Consider the following 16351-nt stretch of genomic DNA (forward strand, 5'->3'; position numbering starts at 1 on the left):
AACACTCGAAAGGAGGCCAGCCATGGCCCGTTCCCGCACGCCCAAATTCGATGCCTCCGAGGTCATCACAAACGAAATCATCCGCATCATCGAGCGCGGCGTCCTGCCGTGGCGCAAGCCATGGACCGCAGGTGGCAGCTCTCGTCCACTGCGCGTGGGCGGAGAACCCTACCAGGGAGTGAACAACTTCCTGCTGACTATGCGCACCGTGATGGCGGGCCATAGCTCACCTTTCTGGATGACGCTGCCGCAAGCCAATGCGTTGGACGCAAAGGTTCGCAAGGGCGAGAAGTCCTCTGTCGTCGTTTACTACGGTCAAAGCCGGAGGGACGCCGGCGATGAGGATGACCGCAGCGACGGGGATGATCGCTCCGAGGAGGCCCGCGTCTTCCGCTTCCAGAAATCCTACCGCGTGTTCAACGCCTGCCAGATCGAGGGCTTGCCCGACAGTTTCTACCCCGACCCGGAGCCAGCGCCCGAGTATCCGCCGTCCGAGCCCATCCCGCACATGCAGGCGTTTTTCGATGCCATCGACATCACGACCGTCTTCACAGGAACAGAAGCGTACTATTTGCCGCCCGTGGACAAGGTCTACATGCCGTCCATCACGCGGTTCCAGGACCCGCGCAACTTCTACGGGGTCTGGGCCCATGAGCTGGCCCATGCCACGAAAGCCCCCCATCGACTGAACCGTGATTTCGGGTTCTCGAAGTTTGGCAACACGTCCTATGCGCGCGAGGAGATCGTCGCGGAATTGACCTCGGTGTTCCTGGGGCAGACACTCGGCTTCACGGCGCATACGCTCGAGATGAATGCTGCCTACCTCCACAACTGGTTGCGCGTCCTTCGGTCGGACAAGGGCGCGATCTTCCGCCACGCCGCCGATGCGCAGCGCGCCTGTGACTACCTGATCGCCAGATCGGAGGCGGGCAGGGTAGGGGAGGGCGCTCGGGCCGCTTGATTGCTCTGTTCTGCAGGAGCGCCTAACCCCTGTATGGGGCCTGTGGCTACACGTCGCTGCGTCGTACTAGCGCTAGGGCACATCCGAGGATGATGAGCAGGCCACCGCAGGTCCGGTCCAGCCACAGCGCGCCACGGTTACTCAGAAATTGTACCGCCTTTGCTCCTAGTCCAGCATAAATGGCCATCACAGCCACATCGACGGCGATAAAGACGAGTGCGAGCCGGGCATATTGCATCAACAATGGTTCTGACGGGTTTAGGAACTGGGGCAGGAACGCGGTGAAAAACAGGTAGCCCTTGGGGTTCGTCACGGCGACCAGAAAACTCTTGCGAAACAGCGTCAGCCTGCGCGGGGATGCGCCCTTGCCTTGCCCGTTCTTTTGCCCGGGAACCGGCCCCATTTCCCCCGCGGACCGCAACATCTGAACGCCAAGCCACACTAGATAGGCGACGCCTGCCCATTTCACGACGTTGAACAGAACCGCTGATGTGGCAAGAACGGCGCCCAACCCTAGACCGGCCGCGGCGATAAGGACCCCGTCGGAAAGGGCGGCGCCCATGATGCGGAAATTGCAGAGCCAATTCCAAACCGGGATCCGTTGGACAGGGCCAAAAGAACCGTCGGCCCGGGCGTCACCACGACCACCACGGCCAGCAAGGCGAAAGTCAAAAGCGAGATGTCCATCAGTCTGTCTCCGGGGTAAGGGCAAAAATGGCAAGGCCGGTCAGAAGCAGGGCAAAGCCACTGACAAGGGTTCTGAGCGTATTCCAGAATTGCCAGGGCGTGGAATAGACCTGCCATATGTCGGCAGCCGCGGCGCTGTCTGCCGGGACGGTTACTTGCGCCAGCGCTTCATTCATCGGCACGTTAACCATGGCAGTGACCAGCAGCGCCCCTGCGACGTAGATCACTGCACCTGCCAAAAACAGGGCGGCTGCCCTGCACCTGTTCTGCCGGGCCGCGATGGCGGCGGTCAGAGCCAGAATGACGGGTGTCAGGAAGAACGCCGGAAAGAAGACGGGGTTGCGGACGGAGGCGTTCATCGCCTGCATCGCCGGGATGGCGACCCGGGGGTCGGCGGCATCGAGACCCCACATCGTCGAGCAGACCCAGGCATAGAAGAACCCGAAAATGGCGCCCATGCTCAGAAGCGAGAGCATCGACATCGGGACAAGAAGTCGGGCCATCAGGCCGGTCCGTCGCATGGTGTGGCGGTCTTGTCCGTGCCATCTTCATGACGGGATGCACTCAGAACGCGGGCAAAGATCACGATCGCCGCGAGTTGGCCAAGGATCACGGCAGGCCAGATCAGGGCAAACTGCGCATCGAAGTATTTCTGCGGCCCGAATGAGACCAGGGCCATTAGCGCCGCCATCACGCTCAGCCCGCGCCCGGTGGCGCTTGATAGCGGCTGCACGATCATCGCGGAGAGGGCGACGGACACCGAGGCGCCGAGAAAGGGGGCGATGCCGAACAGCGGCGTCGCCACAGGCGGGTGTGGCCTGATACCGGCATATAGCGCCGATAGCATTATAGATTGCAGCAGGATCAAGGTTGTGAGCGCGGCCAGGGCCTGACGGTCATGATGGGTCATGTCTTTCTCCAAAAGCGTAATTTAAGTTACGGTTGCGCATATCCGTAATAGCAGTTACGTTTGCTGTCAACACGCAGGAGACGAAAATGCGCGAAGAAAAAAGATCGCTGCGGCGACAGCAGATCGAAGACGCCGCCTATGCAGTGCTGGAAGCAAAGGGCTACGGAGGCACGTCGATACTGGGCATCGCGAAACAGGCGCGGGCCTCGAACGAGACGCTCTACAACTGGTATGGTGACAAGCGGGGCCTGTTTCAGGCGCTCGTCACGCGCAATGCGGAAGAGGTGAAAATGCACCTGGAAACCGAACTGGAGACCGATCACGACGCGATTTCCATTCTTGGCACGCTTGGACCTAAATTGCTGAACCTGCTCACCGGCGACAGGGCCGTTGCACTGAATCGTGCAGCGGCGGCGGATAGCAGTGGAGAATTGGGCGCGACCCTTTCAAAGGCCGGGCGGGAGGCGGTTTTCCCACTGCTCGAGCGGGTGCTTCTGCGCGCCCGGGATGAAGGGACGCTCATCTTCGACGATACCGGAGAGGCCGTGGCGCTTTATCTCGATTTGCTGATAGGCGACCAGCAGATCAGGCGCGTCATCGGCCGTCTTCCGCAGCCATCAAAAACCTTTTGTCAGGCGCGGTCCGAGCGGGCTGTCAGGCTCCTCCGCCAACTTCTCGGCTAAATTCAAAACTACCAAAGGAATTCAAAACATGACGACCCTTCTCGCGCCCAATGCTTGCAAGACCATGACCGATCTCCGCGCGCAAATAGACGCGATCGATGTAGACCTCATTGGCCTGCTGGTCACCAGAAGCCGCTATATCGACCGCGCCGTGGATCTCAAGAAGATCGAAGGCTTGCCGGCGCGCACAACGGATCGGGTGGCTGAGGTGCTCGACAAGGTCAGCTCAACCGCGTTCGAACAGGGCCTGGATCCGAACCTCGCACGCAAGCTTTGGGCCGAACTGATCGAATGGTCGATTCAACGGGAAGTAAGGGAGCTTGGGGAATAGTGCGATTCCGCAAGACAAAGGGCGCAGTTGGTGGGGCGGACCTATGAAGTTTATTCGCAATATCAGAGCCGCCGGGAAATTTCACAGGGCGGCGAATTCAATGCAGGCAGGAGATTACTCGGCCGTTCTGGACCGCCTGGACGGGTTCCAAGCGCAACCATATTTCTTGGCTAAGGCGGAACTTTTTCGTGCAATGGCGCGGCATCGGCAGGACAGGTTTGCGGAAGCGGTTCACCACTATGACATCTTCCTGACGAACCATCTCGCGGACATGCCGCCAAAGGACCGTGTCTATGTGGAAGAGTACGCGAAATTTTTCAGAAGTCGTGCTCAAGCGAAGATTGATCCGTCAACGCCATTGTATTCATCGCTTGAAGAATTGAGAAAGCTTGCAGAAAACGCGCCGTTTCTCACCCGCGCCGAGTTTACGGCACTTGACGGTAAATAGGGACGAAGCGCGCGAACCATGGGGGGAGAGTCTTTTGGCGGCTTGCGGCCTCCTCGATGTCATCCTCCGAATCTGACAGCACTGTGTGCATCAGGATTCGCTCTCGTACAGGGGTGGAGCTGTTAACCTGAGGATTATCTGGTAAAGATAGTGCAACGCCACGGGCAACAGCGAGAGGGTTAGCACGCTGCTGTTCAGAGGCGCTTCAACCGCCAAGAGCGTTTCGTTGGTTGCGATGATCAATATGGCGATCAAAGCGTTGAGCTTGAGCAAGTGGCGGCGAAGCATTGGGGATACCCTTGCCTTATCGGACACGGGGACAGTGTGGTTCAGAACGTCCCGGTTACCCCAGACACCAAACGCCATCGTCAGTGCGTACCAACCGCAATAAATGCTAACCAACCGCTGGCAAAGCCAGGGCTCGGACCACCAGACCTGAACCGAAAGGACCGCGAAACTGGCGGCAATCGCCCAACTGGTGGCTTGGCGTGCGCGCCCAAATACGTGGCGTTGGCGCCGAATAGTAACTGGCAGAACCGCCCAAAGATGTGCTGCCTGTGCAAGCACCGCTGCCCAGACAAAGGCTTCGGAGTCCGGCAGGCCCACGGCCTTAAGAGTGGTCCAGATGCCGGCAAGAACCGCCGGCATAAGCAATCGCCCCGGTGAGGGTGGCGGCATATTCCGAAAAAGGAGTGATATGAACGGGAAAACGTAGCGCATTGGATTACCGGAAACCGCGTTAGCAAACTTATGCGGCAAGATTTTGGCGGTGGCCAAAATGTCAGGGTTTGTGGGTTTGGTTTCTAACGGGATTTCGAGTAGCTTGAGTAAGAAGCGGGCATTTGATGAGCCAGACGCGAATTAACGTAGTCCAACAGTTGCCGACCGTAGGTCTGTTTGGCTGAGGGTGTTTCGCTCCCTGACATCTCCACCAATCTGAAAAGTTAAAGCGGGCTTTGGGAAGGGTGTTTCAACTTCTCAAAGGAGATCCCTATGTCCATGAATGTTCAACCCCAGCCAGACCGTGCAGATCCGAGTGTGATCGCGGCGCAGAACGATGCGTTTCGCAAGCTTGCGTGCCTTGGAGTGCCGCCCGCGCGGCCCATCCAGAGCCGCATGCATGTCACCCGCGCGCTTATGGAGGCCGGTGACGGCTTCATGGCCGAGGCGGTGAAGGCAACCGGTGCGTTCGATACATTCGAGCCTGAGAATGATCCCGAGGGATGGCACGATTTCGGGGCGGTCGAGATCCGGGGTGAGACCGTGTTCTGGAAACTGGATTTGTACGAAGCGGGTTCGGAGTTTCGCTACGGGGCTGAGACCCCAGACAATCCCGCCACCACCATGCGTGTGCTGACCATCATGATGGCGCGCGACTGGTAGGCGGGGGGCAGCCTCAAGACCTATTTCTGAGCCTCCTAAGGCCCGCTGCCCCCTCAAAAGGCAAAGATGCCGTAATGGGGCTGTCGGCGAATCGGACATGTTTCGCTTGTTTGTCAGAATGATGTGGAGTGCCGTTGCCCTTGATGCGCCTGCAGCGCGTCTACGAGGTCGTATGTTTCCATGCGCCTCAATTCCTAAGAATAGAAGGGCAACGACATGAATGTATTTATCGGACTGGATGTATCTCTGGCAAGCACGGCGATTTGTGTGCTGGGGCCGCAGGGGATTATTGTTGAAGAATTGCAGGCGGAGAGCGAGCCTGAAGCCCTGGTGCGCGCGATCGTCGCCCTGCCATATTCGATCGACACGATCGGTCTCGAAGCTGGACCTCTGTCCCAATGGCTGAGCAAGGGGATGGAAGAGGCAGGGTTTGACGTGGTCATGATGGAAACACGGTTGGTGAAGGCCGCCTTGAAGGCCATGCCGATCAAAACAGACCGGCGCGATGCTCAGGGCATTGCGCGCTTGCTTCAATTGGGGTGGTACAGACCCGTGCACCGCAAATCCGTGTCCTCCCAGGAAATCCGTGCGTTGCTGGCTGCAAGAAAATCAGTTCAACAGGCGATCATCAACCTTGAGCTTTCCATGCGGGGTGTTTTGCGGAACTTCGGCTTGAAGCTGGGGCATGTCACCCGGATCAGGTACGAGGCCCGGGTAAGGGAACTGGTTGAGCAGAATGAAATCCTGTCCACGTCGACGGAGGCTCTTCTGCGCGCGCGTTCGCAGTTGCGTGCCGAGTTGGCCGAATTGGATGCGAAGATCGCGGGTCTGGCAAAACACGACAACGTTTGTCGTCTGATGATGACGATGCCGGGTGTCGGTCCGATCGTCGCCCTGACGGTCAAATCTGCGATTGATGATCCAGCCCGCTTTGCACGGTCGAAGGATGTTGGTCCGTGGGCAGGGCTGACGCCAAGGCGCACGCAATCCGGAGAGATGGACATCGTTGGGCAGATCACCCGAGCTGGCGACCGAGGCCTTCGTACAGCCTTATATCAAGCGGCAATGATCCTGATGCACCGTGGGTCACCAAACTGGCTCCAGGCCTGGGCACTCAGAGTGGCTCATAGGCGTGGATCGAAACGGGCCTTGATTGCACTCGCTCGGCGCATTGGCGTTATTTTGCACCGTATGTGGCGGGACGGCACACCATTCCGCTATGCGCAGAGCTCCCTGGCAACAGTCTGAGAAAAACACTTCCTGAACTCGATTAGACGGAGGAACGCACTGCACCTGACGACAGGTACGACGAGGTCCCCTGCCGGGACGAGGTTCCTGGAGATGCCGGAGGCCCGCAAGTTATCGGCAAGCGCTGAATACGCGGGAAAGATGGGCACCCAGGGATCAGATTTGGACCAGGCATAGAGTGGCGGCTTTGAGGCTGACTACGGACGGAAGAGCGAAGCCCGGCCGGGGGGTGTCCTTCAGTCCTGACGTGCGGTTGCAGTGAAAAAGAAAAAGTAAGCTTCTGATTTTGTGTCCTAAACCCGGTGAAGAAAGAGATCTTCGCCGGAGTTATTGACTTGCCCGAAACCCTTGACAGAGGCCCGCCCCATTACGGAAGCGGGCCTTTTGTCCTTTTGATCTCCGAAGCCGGGGATTGGTCACGCGTTTGAACGCGCCGGCCGCAGCATAACTACCGAGAAGGACATCCCATGACCACAAGCTTCAAACCCGTATCCGTCGCTATTGGCGATCTGACTGCCCACCCCGCCAATGTGCGCAGCAACGCGCCGGAAACCTACGACCCCGAGAACATCGCCCATCTGAAAGCCAGCATCGCTGTTCTGGGTCTCCTGCAGCCGCTCCTGGTCCAGAAGCTCGACGGCAAATACGCTGTCCTCGCCGGTGGCCGACGCCATGCAGCCCTGAAGGAGCTGGTCGCCGACAAGGCCGCGAAGGGGTTCACCGCGAAGACCAAGGTCGACTGCCGCCTTGTGCCGGAGAAGTGCGACGTCACCACGGCGCTGTCGCTCGCCGAGAACATCACCCAGGCACCGATGAACGCAATCGACGAGTTCGAGGCTTTCGCGCGGATGATGGAGGTCGATGGCCAGACGCCTGAGACCATCGCAATGACTTTCGGCACGACCGTTGCCGCCGTGAAAGGCCGGTTGCGCTACGGGCTGATCCACCCCGATATCCGCGCCGCGGCCCGGGCGAAGACGATCACGCTCGACACGATGAAGGCCTTTGCCGAGCACCCGAGCCAGGAGGTTCAGCGCGAGGTCTACGAGGCGCTCACCAAGGAAGACAGCTATCTGCAGGCCTATACCGTCCGGCAAGCGCTCAAATCCCGCGGCGTGCAGGTCAGCGACGATATCGGAGCCTTCGTGCGCGCGGACTACGAGGCCCTCGGCGGTGCTGTCGCGGCTGACCTTCTGGAAGAGCATTCCGTGCTCGAGGATGCAGCACTGGTCGAGACCATCTTGCTCGAGAAGCTCGGTGCCGCTGCCGAAGAGGCCCGTATGAGGCTGGGCTTCGCCTGGGCCGATGCGATGGTGCGCTATGATTACGCGACCATGGCCGACTATGGCCGCGTCTATCCCGGCCCGATCGTGCCGGATGCATCCGCCCAGAAGCGCATCGATGAGATCACTGCCGAGCTTGATAAACTGCAGCTCCAGATGGAGGATGAGGGGCTCGAGGACGGTGCCTACAATGCCCTTTACGAGCGCGTGGACGCTCTGGAAGAGGAAGCCCGCGATCTGCAGGAGGCTTACAGCACCGAGGACCTCGCGCGGTCCGGGGTGATCGCGTCGTGGCAGGGTGGGCAGATCACGCTCCATGTTGGTCTCGTCCGCCCGGAAGACACCGTGAAAGAGGAGGGCGCGCGCGGCTCTTCGGCTAGCCCGACCGGGGAAGAGGCCCCGGACGCCGGCGAAATCACCTATCCAGCCTCACTGGCCGAGGACCTCAAGACCGAGCGGGCCATGGCCCTTGGCGCCGCGATGGCGCTGCATCCGGAAGCCACGCTCGATCTGACGCTCTTCAAGCTGGTGAGCGACGTTCTGGCCAGCGGCATGAGTGTCACGCAGGCGATCAAGATCGATGCCCGCAAGGAATACCGCAACCACGCCAAGATGGACGAGATTGACGAGACCTCCCTCGCGCAGGTGGCCGCGGCGCATGATGTGCTGGACCTCTCGTGGCTCGATGATACCCGCCCGCCCGCCGATCAGTTCGCGGCGTTTCGCGCGCTCGAAGCAGGGGAGAAGGCCAAGCTCGTCGCCTATGCCACGGCCAGCACCACGCAGTCCTGCTTCGCGCGGGACCGCCAGCGCGACAGCCTGATGCATGCGTTCGAGATCGAGATCATGCCCGATATCCGCGCGCATTGGACGCCGAACGCGGCGCTCTTCAATCGCTTCAAAAAGGCATGGCTCCTGAAGATCCTCGGCGAGGATCTGGGTCTGGCCCAGGAGGCGGTGACGCTGGCCTCGTCGAGCAAGAAGGAGATCGTCGCCTTCTGCGACAAGCTCTTTGCAGAGCCGTTCGCCACACTCACGGACGCGCAGCGCGCTGCCGTAGCCGCCTGGTGTCCGCCGATGATGCAGACCGCCGGTGTCGTCTGTGATGAGGCGGAGCCCGCCTCGGAATCTCCCGAGCCTGACAGCGAGGTCGCGCAAGCGGCCTGAGTCCTCACGCGACCCGCGCGAGGCATTTCCCGCGCGGGTCGACCCTCCCACACCCAACCGAAAGACATCCCCATGGCTATTCTCAAGTTCTCTGCGTCCGCTGTTGCGGCACAGATCGCCCATGCGCGCGCCTGCAAGACCTTCCTGCCCAACTGGAACGGGCCCGTGGACAGGCCCGCCCTGATCCTGATCGTCGGCAATGGTGTGCATCTGCGCTCAAACGGCATCGATGGCACGACCACCCGTATCGTCACCACCGAACAGGCAGATCCCTCCTTCGCCTTCGCCGACGGCATGAACCCGTTTCGGGATACCGACTGGATGGCGCAGCGCCGCATGGCGTTTCGCGATCTGACCGGCCAGTTCTACACCGACATCCTGGATGACGTGCAGGTGCTCATCGACCGGGGGCGGGGGGCGATCCGGCTCGCCACCGATGGCCACAGCATCCGCGTCTTCGTACGCCGGGCCTCGGATTATCTCATCGGCGGGACCTACGAGGTGCCCTCGGGCCTCGGCGGCACCTTCCGGGTCATCCTCAAGGATGCCTGCGATACCTTCGCGATCGTGCAGAACTGCGGCAATTGCGAGGATTTCGACGCCATGCAGCCCTACCGCGTGCCGCTCGATGCGCTGATGGAAATCGATGACCGGAGGGCGGCGTAACGCGCCCTTTCTCAAACAAGCATCGCCAATACCCTGCCAGGCCTGCGGCCCTCTCGGGACATTGACGACAACAATTTCCCCAATGAGAGAAAGGACTCTGAGATGGGATGGCTCTTCTATACCGATCGCCGCGTCCAGACCTACGCGGATGAGAAAGCGGAGATTGCCCGGCTCTGCACCTTCGAGAGCGACAGGCGCAAGACGGAACTGGTCAAAGCCTGCAAGGTGGGTTCGACTTGGTACGCGGCGGCAAAGGTCACAAGTATCGATGGCTCGCCGGTCGAGGACACGACCTGTGTGACCGATGCGGATGGCTCCATCACGTTCGGTGCTGTCTTCCTCACCCGATACGATGACGGCTGCTGGGGCTACAAGGACATGGAGGAAAGTGCTGGCCCGAACGAGTCTCGTGCTCCCCTTGGGCTGATCGAGCTCCTCTCCGACCTGAAAGACCCGGACAGCTATGCTCATGCCTGGCGCCAGCGCTGCCAGGACTGGGCTGCGATCCCGGACTACGAGGAAGGCGACAAGATCAGGCTCGCAGCACCTGTGACGCTCACCGATGGCAGTACCTGCCAGATTGTCACCGCGACCCACTACACGCGCGGGCGGCAAAAGCGCCGCTGCTACCGCATCGAGGAAACTGGTGGGCTCGTACGCCTGTCGAAGGCCTCGCTTGCGGGTTCGGAGCTGCTCAGCTCCGCGAAAGGTGCGGCTAGCCCGGTGCTGGCGGAGTTCCTGGCGGGGCGAAATTAGGTCCTGCGCCGGACGGTTCATCGACCTGCCCGGCGACAGCAGATGCTGCGGCTTGTCTTGACAAGGCAATGCAAATGCATTACCTATCGCGGGCAGCAAAGAACCTTTTCTTCAGGAGACTGCCATGACAGCCCTCGCACAAGATGTCTCGAAACTCACGGATCGGTATCAGACGACCGTGCCGGCGGGTGTGCGCAAACAGCTCAAGCTGGGCAAGGGCGACCAGATTCGTTACTGCACCGAGCCGAGTGGCAGGGTCTATATCGAGCCCGTGCGCAGCGACGAGGAAGATCCCGTGCTCGGAGCCTTTCTCGATTTTGTCGAGGCCGATATCAAGGCGCATCCGGACCGCATTCGGGCGTTCGATGGGGCTTTGCATGACCGTCTTGCAGCACTGGTCGGAGACGTTGACGTCGATCTCGATGCGCCGCTATCGCTCGAGGATGAATGAGCGGCGATAGCGTGCCCGCAGGGGCGCCCCTTGTCGTAAACGGATGGTCGATTTATGCGCATCCGCTCTTTCTGGATCAGCTCGAAGGGCTGACCCTGGAGGTCGAGGCGCGTAAGGCACGCGATCCTAAGACCTGGCGCAAGAAAAACCCGACGAAACGGCTGGCCGCCATCTTCAAGCTGGTCACCGAGGCCATACCGGCAGATCCGGGTGCCGCCGCCTTCCGGCAAGGCGGCACACTCGGCGATCACCGCAAGCACTGGTTCCGGGCGAAATTCTTCCAGCAGTATCGGCTGTTCTACCGGTTCAACAGCGATGCGAAGGTCATCGTGCTGGCTTGGGTGAACGACGACAAGACCCTGCGCGCCTACGGCAGCAAGACGGATGCCTATGCGACGTTCAAAGGGATGCTGGAAGATGGAAATCCACCTGACAATTTCGACGCGCTCTTGAAAGAAGCTGCGGCGGCGGGCAAGCGGTTCGAAACTTCCCTTGAAGCGGTGCCCGATCGGTAAGTGGGCCAGCTTGCTGTGACCCTTTGGCATTATCGTTTACGACGCCCCGCTGGAAGATGTAGCATCGGCTGATAATACGGTCGGAGAAAGCACAATGATTGAGGCAGAAAAGGATAGGCAGCACCTCGGGCTAGAGGAGCAATGCGCGCCTGACCTGACGGGGCACCGTTTCCCAATTGCTGTGCACGTTGCAGACATGCCCGATGACCTCGACAAGCTGCTGGATATCGGGCTCGAGGAGCATTTCCGTGGCGGCTGATGTCAATTCGTATGACGCCTGGTTTTGCGCGCAGGTACAGGCCGCGCTGGAGGAGGAATGCACGGGAACATCTCAGGTTCAGGTGATGCAGGCCGCACAGGCATTGATTGATGCGAAACGGGAGGTCGAACCCAAGTCCTGACTAAGCCTTGGAGGTCAGCGCGGTCGGACCCCCGTCACCCTGAAAAGCGAAAGCGGGCTTTTTGTCCTTTGGAACTCAGACCCTGATCCAAAGGAAACCCCCATGTCCAAGCCCAAACCGGCAAATCCGGCTCTCTCAATCTCCGACACTGACCTCGCCTCTGCCCTCGTGCAGATCGGTGCGGAGGTCGACCACCAACCCCTGCGCAGTTCAGCGCTGGCGCGCATCATGCGCGAGACGTTTCATGGCAGCGATGCCGGCGGTGCCTGGGACTGGCGCATGGCATATGACCTTATGCAGGCCGCGGCTGTCCAGGTGCTGCTGCGTGGGGACGGCGCGGCAGGTGACATCGCCGCTGCAAAGCTGCTTGCCTCGCGGCTCCTGACGGAAACCCGCCGCTCCGAGCAGCAGATCCGGCTGCAGCAGTTTTCCACGCCGCTGCCATTTGCAGCGCTGGTCGTGCGGGCGGCGGCGATCCGCAAGCGCGAGACTGTGCTGGAGCCCTCGGCTGGCACCGGTGCCCTGGCTGCTTTCGCCGCACGGGCCGGTGCGACGCTTCTGCTCAATGAAATCGAACCCTTTCGCCAGCGCCTCCTGCGCGCGGTTTTCGGCGGCGAGGTGACGGGCCATGACGGCGAGCATATCGACGATCTGCTGCAGTCGCCGGTTCTACCCGACGTCGTGGTGATGAATCCGCCCTTCGCCTCCTCGGTCGATCGGTCGCGTGACAAGCACATCGCCGCCAAACATCTCGTCGCGGCTGCAAAGCGTCTGGCACCTGGCGGGCGGCTGGTGGCGATCATGCCGCCGAGGTTCACGCCCGAACGCGATGCCGCGCATTGGTCACGCGCCTGCGGTCTCCTGACGCCGCGTTTGGCGTTGACGATGCCGGGGCAGGTCTACCGCAAGCTCGGCACCTCTGTGGAAACCCAGCTCATGATCTTCGACAAGATGCAGGAGGATGGCGAGATGATCCGCGCAAATGTCCGGGATCTGGATGAAGCCTTGGCATATGTCGACGCCGTGGCCGCGACCCGGACCGAGATGCGCCCCGTCCAACGGGTCGCGACGATCCCTCACAGGCGGCCGACCGTTCTATCCTCTGCTCCGCGCAAGACCGCCGCTGCGCCTGTCGCCGCCTCCAAGCCTCGGGCCAATGCCGTCCGCCCGCTAACTTTCACGAGTCTTGATATCCCGCGCGACAACACGCCCATCTCGGACATCTATGCGCGCTACCGTCCGCAGCGGGTCGAGATCGCGGGTGCGCAAGAACATCCTACGCCGCTCGTCGAGAGCATCGCCATGGCCTCGGTTGCCCCGCCCATGCCCTCAAACACGGGCAGTGATGACTTGCGCCTGCCCGCCCGGTTGATCGAGGAGGGACATCTCTCCGAGGCGCAGCTGGAAACCATCATCATGGCGCATGATGCCTATGGGCGCGACCTGCCCGGTCGGTTCACCATCGATGACGACCAGACCAAGCTGACGCGCGCCGATGATGATCCAAACGCACGGGCCTATCGTCTCGGGTATTTCCTCGGCGACGGCACCGGTTGCGGCAAGGGCCGCGAATGCGCGGGGCTCATTCTCGTGAACTGGCTGGCCGGACGCAGAAAGGCGATCTGGGTCTCCAAATCCGCCACGCTCATCGAGGACGCGATCCGCGACTGGACCGATCTTGGCGGCTCGCCCGCCGACATCCAGCCGCTCTCCAAATGGAAACCGGACCAGCCCGTCCCGATGGACGACGGCATCCTTTTTGTCACCTACGCCACGCTGCGGTCCGCGGGCAAATGCGGCACCACGCGACTGCGCCAGATCCTCGACTGGATGGGCGCAGACTTTGAAGGCGTCCTCGCTTTTGATGAGGCCCATGCCATGCAGAACGCGGCCGGGTCCGAGCAGGGCAGGGGGGTCAAACCCTCCCAGCAGGGCCTTGCTGGCCTGCGGCTGCAACTGGCAGCACCCCGCGCCCGCGTCTTCTACATCTCGGCCACGGGTGCCACGAGCGTGCACAACCTCGCCTATGCCGCGCGGCTGGGGCTCTGGGGGCAGGGCCCCGAATATCCCTTCCCGAGCCGCGAGAGCTTTGTGTCGGCGATGGAAGCCGGCGGTGTCGCCGCCATGGAGGTGGTCGCCCGCGATCTCAAGACGCTCGGGCTCTACACGGCCCGCGCCCTCAGCTTCGACGGCGTGGAGTATGACGTGCTCGAACACGCGCTCACTCCGGCACAGATCGAGGTCTATGACGCCTACGCTGAAGCGTTTCAGACGATCCACCACAATCTCGAGGCTGCACTGACTGCGACTGGCGTCAACGATGCCTCGGGCGAGACCAATGCCTCGGCCGCACGCGCCTCGGCCAAGTCCCGCTTCGAAAGCACGAAGCAGCGCTTCTTCAACCACCTCCTGATGGGCATAAAAGCCCCGACCATCATCCGCGCGATCAAAAAAGATCTGGCGGCGGGCAAGGCTTGCGTCATCCAAGTTGTCTCGACGGGTGAGAGCCTGTTGAAGCGTCGGCTTGAGACGATGGACCCGGAGGATGAACTCGTTGAGGGAGCCTTGACGCCGCGCGACTATGTTCTGGGCTACCTCGAACAGGCTTTCCCGATCCATGCCCAAAAGCTCGTGGAGATCGACGGCAACATGGTGGCGGAACCTTTGCGGGATGAGACCGGCGCGCTCGTTGTCTCGCGCGAGGCGCTCGCCCTGCGCGATGCGGCCATGATGGAGTTGATGACGCTGGCCCCGATCCCCTCGGCGCTCGACCAGATCCTCTGGGCCTTTGGCGACGAGGCCGTGGCAGAAGTCACGGGGCGGTCCATCCGGCCCCTCAAGGCCGAGGATGGTCATCTCTTCATCGAGAAGCGCGCCGCCAGCAGCAATTCATCCGAAACCCAAGCCTTCATGGACGGCGAAAAGGATATCCTTATCTTCTCCGATGCGGGCGGTACGGGCCGGTCCTATCATGCGGCGCAAACGGCGAAGAATCAGAAACGGCGGCGGCACTACCTGCTGGAGCCCGGCTGGCGCGCTGATGCGGCCATCCAGGGGCTCGGCCGCACGCATCGCTCTGCCCAGGTCAGCGCGCCTTTCTTCCGGGTCTGCACCTCGGATGTGCATGGCGAAAAGCGTTTCACCTCGACGATTGCCAAACGCCTCGACCAGTTGGGGGCCTTGACCAAGGGCCAGCGCGAGACCGGTTCGCAAGGCATGTTCCGCGAGGAGGACAATCTGGAAAGCCCGATCGCGCGGGCCGCGCTGCGTGGGTATTTCGCCGATCTTGCCGCCGGGCGCGCCGAGGCGATGAGCTACGAGAGCTTCACCGACTGGACGGCCCTGCGGCTGATCGACAAGGACGGGGTGCTCCTTGAGGAGCTTCCCCCGATCCAGCGGTTTCTCAACCGGGTTCTGGCCCTTCCCATCCACATGCAGAACGCGCTCTTTGCGGAGTTCATGCGCCGGATTGCCGATCAGACGGAACGGGCGCGCGCTGCGGGCACACTCGATCTCGGCGTCGAAACCCTGGGCGGCGAAAAGATCGAGCAGGTCTCCACGGAGGATCTCTGGACCTGCCCGAAATCCGGCGCCGTGACGCGGATCATCGGGCTGGAGGTGACCGACCCGGTCCACGTCCTCGGTGCCGAAGAGGCCCTCTCACGCAATCCCGACAAGCTGCCGATGGTCAATCGCGCCTCCGGTCGCGCGGCGCTCATCTCTGCGCGGCCCATGCAGATGTATGACGAGGACATTGTCACCCTGATGCGCAAGGCGGTGCGGCCCAATGGGTCCAGCTATCTCGAGGAGACGCGGTTTGAGGCTTCAGCCTGGGAAAAGATCGGGAGGGCAGAGTTCACCCGGCTCTGGGATGACGAAGCCGCGTCCTTGCCAAAAACCAGCATGACGAAGCTCTACCTGCTGACCGGGCTGTTGCTGCCGATTTGGAAGGACATTCCGACCACAAATGAACGCATCTACCGGGTCACGCCCGACGGGGCGACCGCGATGATCGGGCGCACGCTGAGCGAGGAAGGGGCGGCAGCGTTGCGCGCCCGCTTCCTCGTCTCCAATCCGCAAACGCCACAGGAGATGTTGACCGCCGCCCTCGGCACCACCGCACCTGTTGAGCTGGGCCGGGGTCTGACCCTGACCCGTCGCCGCGTCGCAGGCGAGATGCGCCTTGAGCTAAGCGGTGCGGATCGGGGCATGATTGAGGGTCTCAAGGCCATGGGGTGTTTCACCGAGATCATCGCCTTCCAGCTGCGGGTGTTCCTGCCGCATGGGGACGGGATCGACACGGTCAGCATTCTGGCCCGGATCGTGGGGCAGGAAGCCGCCATGACGTCAGACCAAGCCGCCTGAAAAGCCAAAGCGGGCTTTGGGTCGGGCGTCGCGGATCGGGATTTGGCCGGTCTGCGCTTTCCGGGCGCGCGCTGACCAATGCGACGCCTGGCCCCC

At 61.5% G+C, this 16351-nt stretch carries 18 protein-coding genes; 14 read left to right on the forward strand and 4 right to left on the reverse strand.

The window, feature by feature from the left end; translation table 11 throughout:
* Window positions 1-22: 22 nt before the first annotated feature.
* Window positions 23-961: an ArdC family protein gene (locus tag Z947_RS0100715; protein ID WP_025042398.1), complete on the forward strand. Its 939-nt coding sequence runs from the start codon at window positions 23-25 to the stop codon at window positions 959-961.
* 46 nt (window positions 962-1007) lie between these two features.
* Here the strand turns inward: Z947_RS0100715 and Z947_RS20645 are convergent, their stop codons facing one another.
* The 3 genes from Z947_RS20645 to Z947_RS0100730 all read right to left on the reverse strand — a co-directional run bounded on the left by Z947_RS20645 (window position 1008) and on the right by Z947_RS0100730 (window position 2558).
* The gene (locus Z947_RS20645; RefSeq protein WP_205623820.1) at window positions 1008-1523 is read right to left on the reverse strand and encodes a LysE family translocator; all 516 of its coding nucleotides are present in this window, start codon (window positions 1521-1523) and stop codon (window positions 1008-1010) included.
* A gap of 124 nt (window positions 1524-1647) precedes the next feature.
* On the reverse strand, window positions 1648-2151 hold the full coding sequence (locus tag Z947_RS0100725) for an anthrone oxygenase family protein (protein WP_025042399.1): 504 nt from the start codon (window positions 2149-2151) through the stop codon (window positions 1648-1650).
* Entirely contained in the window at window positions 2151-2558 is a 408-nt protein-coding gene (locus tag Z947_RS0100730; protein WP_025042400.1) for a hypothetical protein, read from the reverse strand. Before Z947_RS0100730 ends, Z947_RS0100725 begins: the two co-directional genes overlap by 1 nt.
* A gap of 86 nt (window positions 2559-2644) precedes the next feature.
* Here Z947_RS0100730 and Z947_RS0100735 point away from each other — a divergent pair, with 86 nt between their 5' ends.
* The 3 genes from Z947_RS0100735 to Z947_RS0100745 are packed head-to-tail and all read left to right on the forward strand — an operon-like array spanning window position 2645 to window position 4020.
* Entirely contained in the window at window positions 2645-3241 is a 597-nt protein-coding gene (locus Z947_RS0100735; protein WP_025042401.1) for a TetR/AcrR family transcriptional regulator, read from the forward strand.
* 28 nt (window positions 3242-3269) lie between these two features.
* Window positions 3270-3572, forward strand: coding sequence for a chorismate mutase (locus Z947_RS0100740; RefSeq protein WP_025042402.1), 303 nt, complete (start codon window positions 3270-3272; stop codon window positions 3570-3572).
* A 43-nt stretch (window positions 3573-3615) separates the two neighbouring features.
* Entirely contained in the window at window positions 3616-4020 is a 405-nt protein-coding gene (locus Z947_RS0100745; RefSeq protein WP_025042403.1) for a hypothetical protein, read from the forward strand.
* Window positions 4021-4110: 90 nt separating this feature from the next.
* On the opposite strand, the gene Z947_RS0100750 is transcribed toward Z947_RS0100745, so the two are convergent.
* Window positions 4111-4668: a hypothetical protein gene (locus Z947_RS0100750; RefSeq protein WP_025042404.1), complete on the reverse strand. Its 558-nt coding sequence runs from the start codon at window positions 4666-4668 to the stop codon at window positions 4111-4113.
* A 345-nt stretch (window positions 4669-5013) separates the two neighbouring features.
* On the opposite strand from Z947_RS0100750, the gene Z947_RS0100755 reads away from it, so the two are divergent.
* The 10 genes from Z947_RS0100755 to Z947_RS0100800 all read left to right on the forward strand — a co-directional run bounded on the left by Z947_RS0100755 (window position 5014) and on the right by Z947_RS0100800 (window position 16255).
* The gene (locus Z947_RS0100755; RefSeq protein WP_025042405.1) at window positions 5014-5403 is read left to right on the forward strand and encodes a DUF3768 domain-containing protein; all 390 of its coding nucleotides are present in this window, start codon (window positions 5014-5016) and stop codon (window positions 5401-5403) included.
* A 216-nt stretch (window positions 5404-5619) separates the two neighbouring features.
* Window positions 5620-6651 (forward strand): IS110 family RNA-guided transposase, encoded by a 1032-nt coding sequence (locus Z947_RS0100760; protein ID WP_025042406.1) that lies wholly within the window; start codon window positions 5620-5622, stop codon window positions 6649-6651.
* A gap of 467 nt (window positions 6652-7118) precedes the next feature.
* On the forward strand, window positions 7119-9101 hold the full coding sequence (locus Z947_RS0100765) for a ParB/RepB/Spo0J family partition protein (RefSeq protein WP_025042407.1): 1983 nt from the start codon (window positions 7119-7121) through the stop codon (window positions 9099-9101).
* A 72-nt stretch (window positions 9102-9173) separates the two neighbouring features.
* Window positions 9174-9767: a hypothetical protein gene (locus Z947_RS0100770; protein ID WP_025042408.1), complete on the forward strand. Its 594-nt coding sequence runs from the start codon at window positions 9174-9176 to the stop codon at window positions 9765-9767.
* 102 nt (window positions 9768-9869) lie between these two features.
* Window positions 9870-10523 carry a DUF6927 domain-containing protein gene (locus tag Z947_RS0100775; RefSeq protein ID WP_025042409.1) on the forward strand — a complete coding sequence of 218 codons (654 nt, stop codon included), beginning with the start codon at window positions 9870-9872 and terminating at the stop codon, window positions 10521-10523.
* Between the two features lie 124 nt (window positions 10524-10647).
* Window positions 10648-10974, forward strand: a complete 327-nt coding sequence (locus Z947_RS0100780) for a type II toxin-antitoxin system PrlF family antitoxin (RefSeq protein WP_005668772.1) — start codon at window positions 10648-10650, stop codon at window positions 10972-10974.
* The gene (locus Z947_RS0100785) at window positions 10971-11489 is read left to right on the forward strand and encodes a type II toxin-antitoxin system YhaV family toxin (protein WP_025042410.1); all 519 of its coding nucleotides are present in this window, start codon (window positions 10971-10973) and stop codon (window positions 11487-11489) included. Before Z947_RS0100780 ends, Z947_RS0100785 begins: the two co-directional genes overlap by 4 nt.
* A gap of 94 nt (window positions 11490-11583) precedes the next feature.
* Window positions 11584-11748 (forward strand): hypothetical protein, encoded by a 165-nt coding sequence (locus tag Z947_RS22190; RefSeq protein ID WP_169737469.1) that lies wholly within the window; start codon window positions 11584-11586, stop codon window positions 11746-11748.
* Window positions 11738-11890 (forward strand): hypothetical protein, encoded by a 153-nt coding sequence (locus tag Z947_RS20650; protein ID WP_037938440.1) that lies wholly within the window; start codon window positions 11738-11740, stop codon window positions 11888-11890. The genes Z947_RS22190 and Z947_RS20650 overlap by 11 nt, the downstream gene beginning before the upstream one ends.
* 102 nt (window positions 11891-11992) lie before the next feature.
* Complete coding sequence (locus Z947_RS0100800; protein WP_025042411.1) at window positions 11993-16255, forward strand: strawberry notch family protein; 4263 nt, start codon at window positions 11993-11995, stop codon at window positions 16253-16255.
* Window positions 16256-16351: the final 96 nt, after the last annotated feature.

The organism is Sulfitobacter geojensis (assembly GCF_000622325.1).
Classification (GTDB): domain Bacteria; phylum Pseudomonadota; class Alphaproteobacteria; order Rhodobacterales; family Rhodobacteraceae; genus Sulfitobacter; species Sulfitobacter geojensis.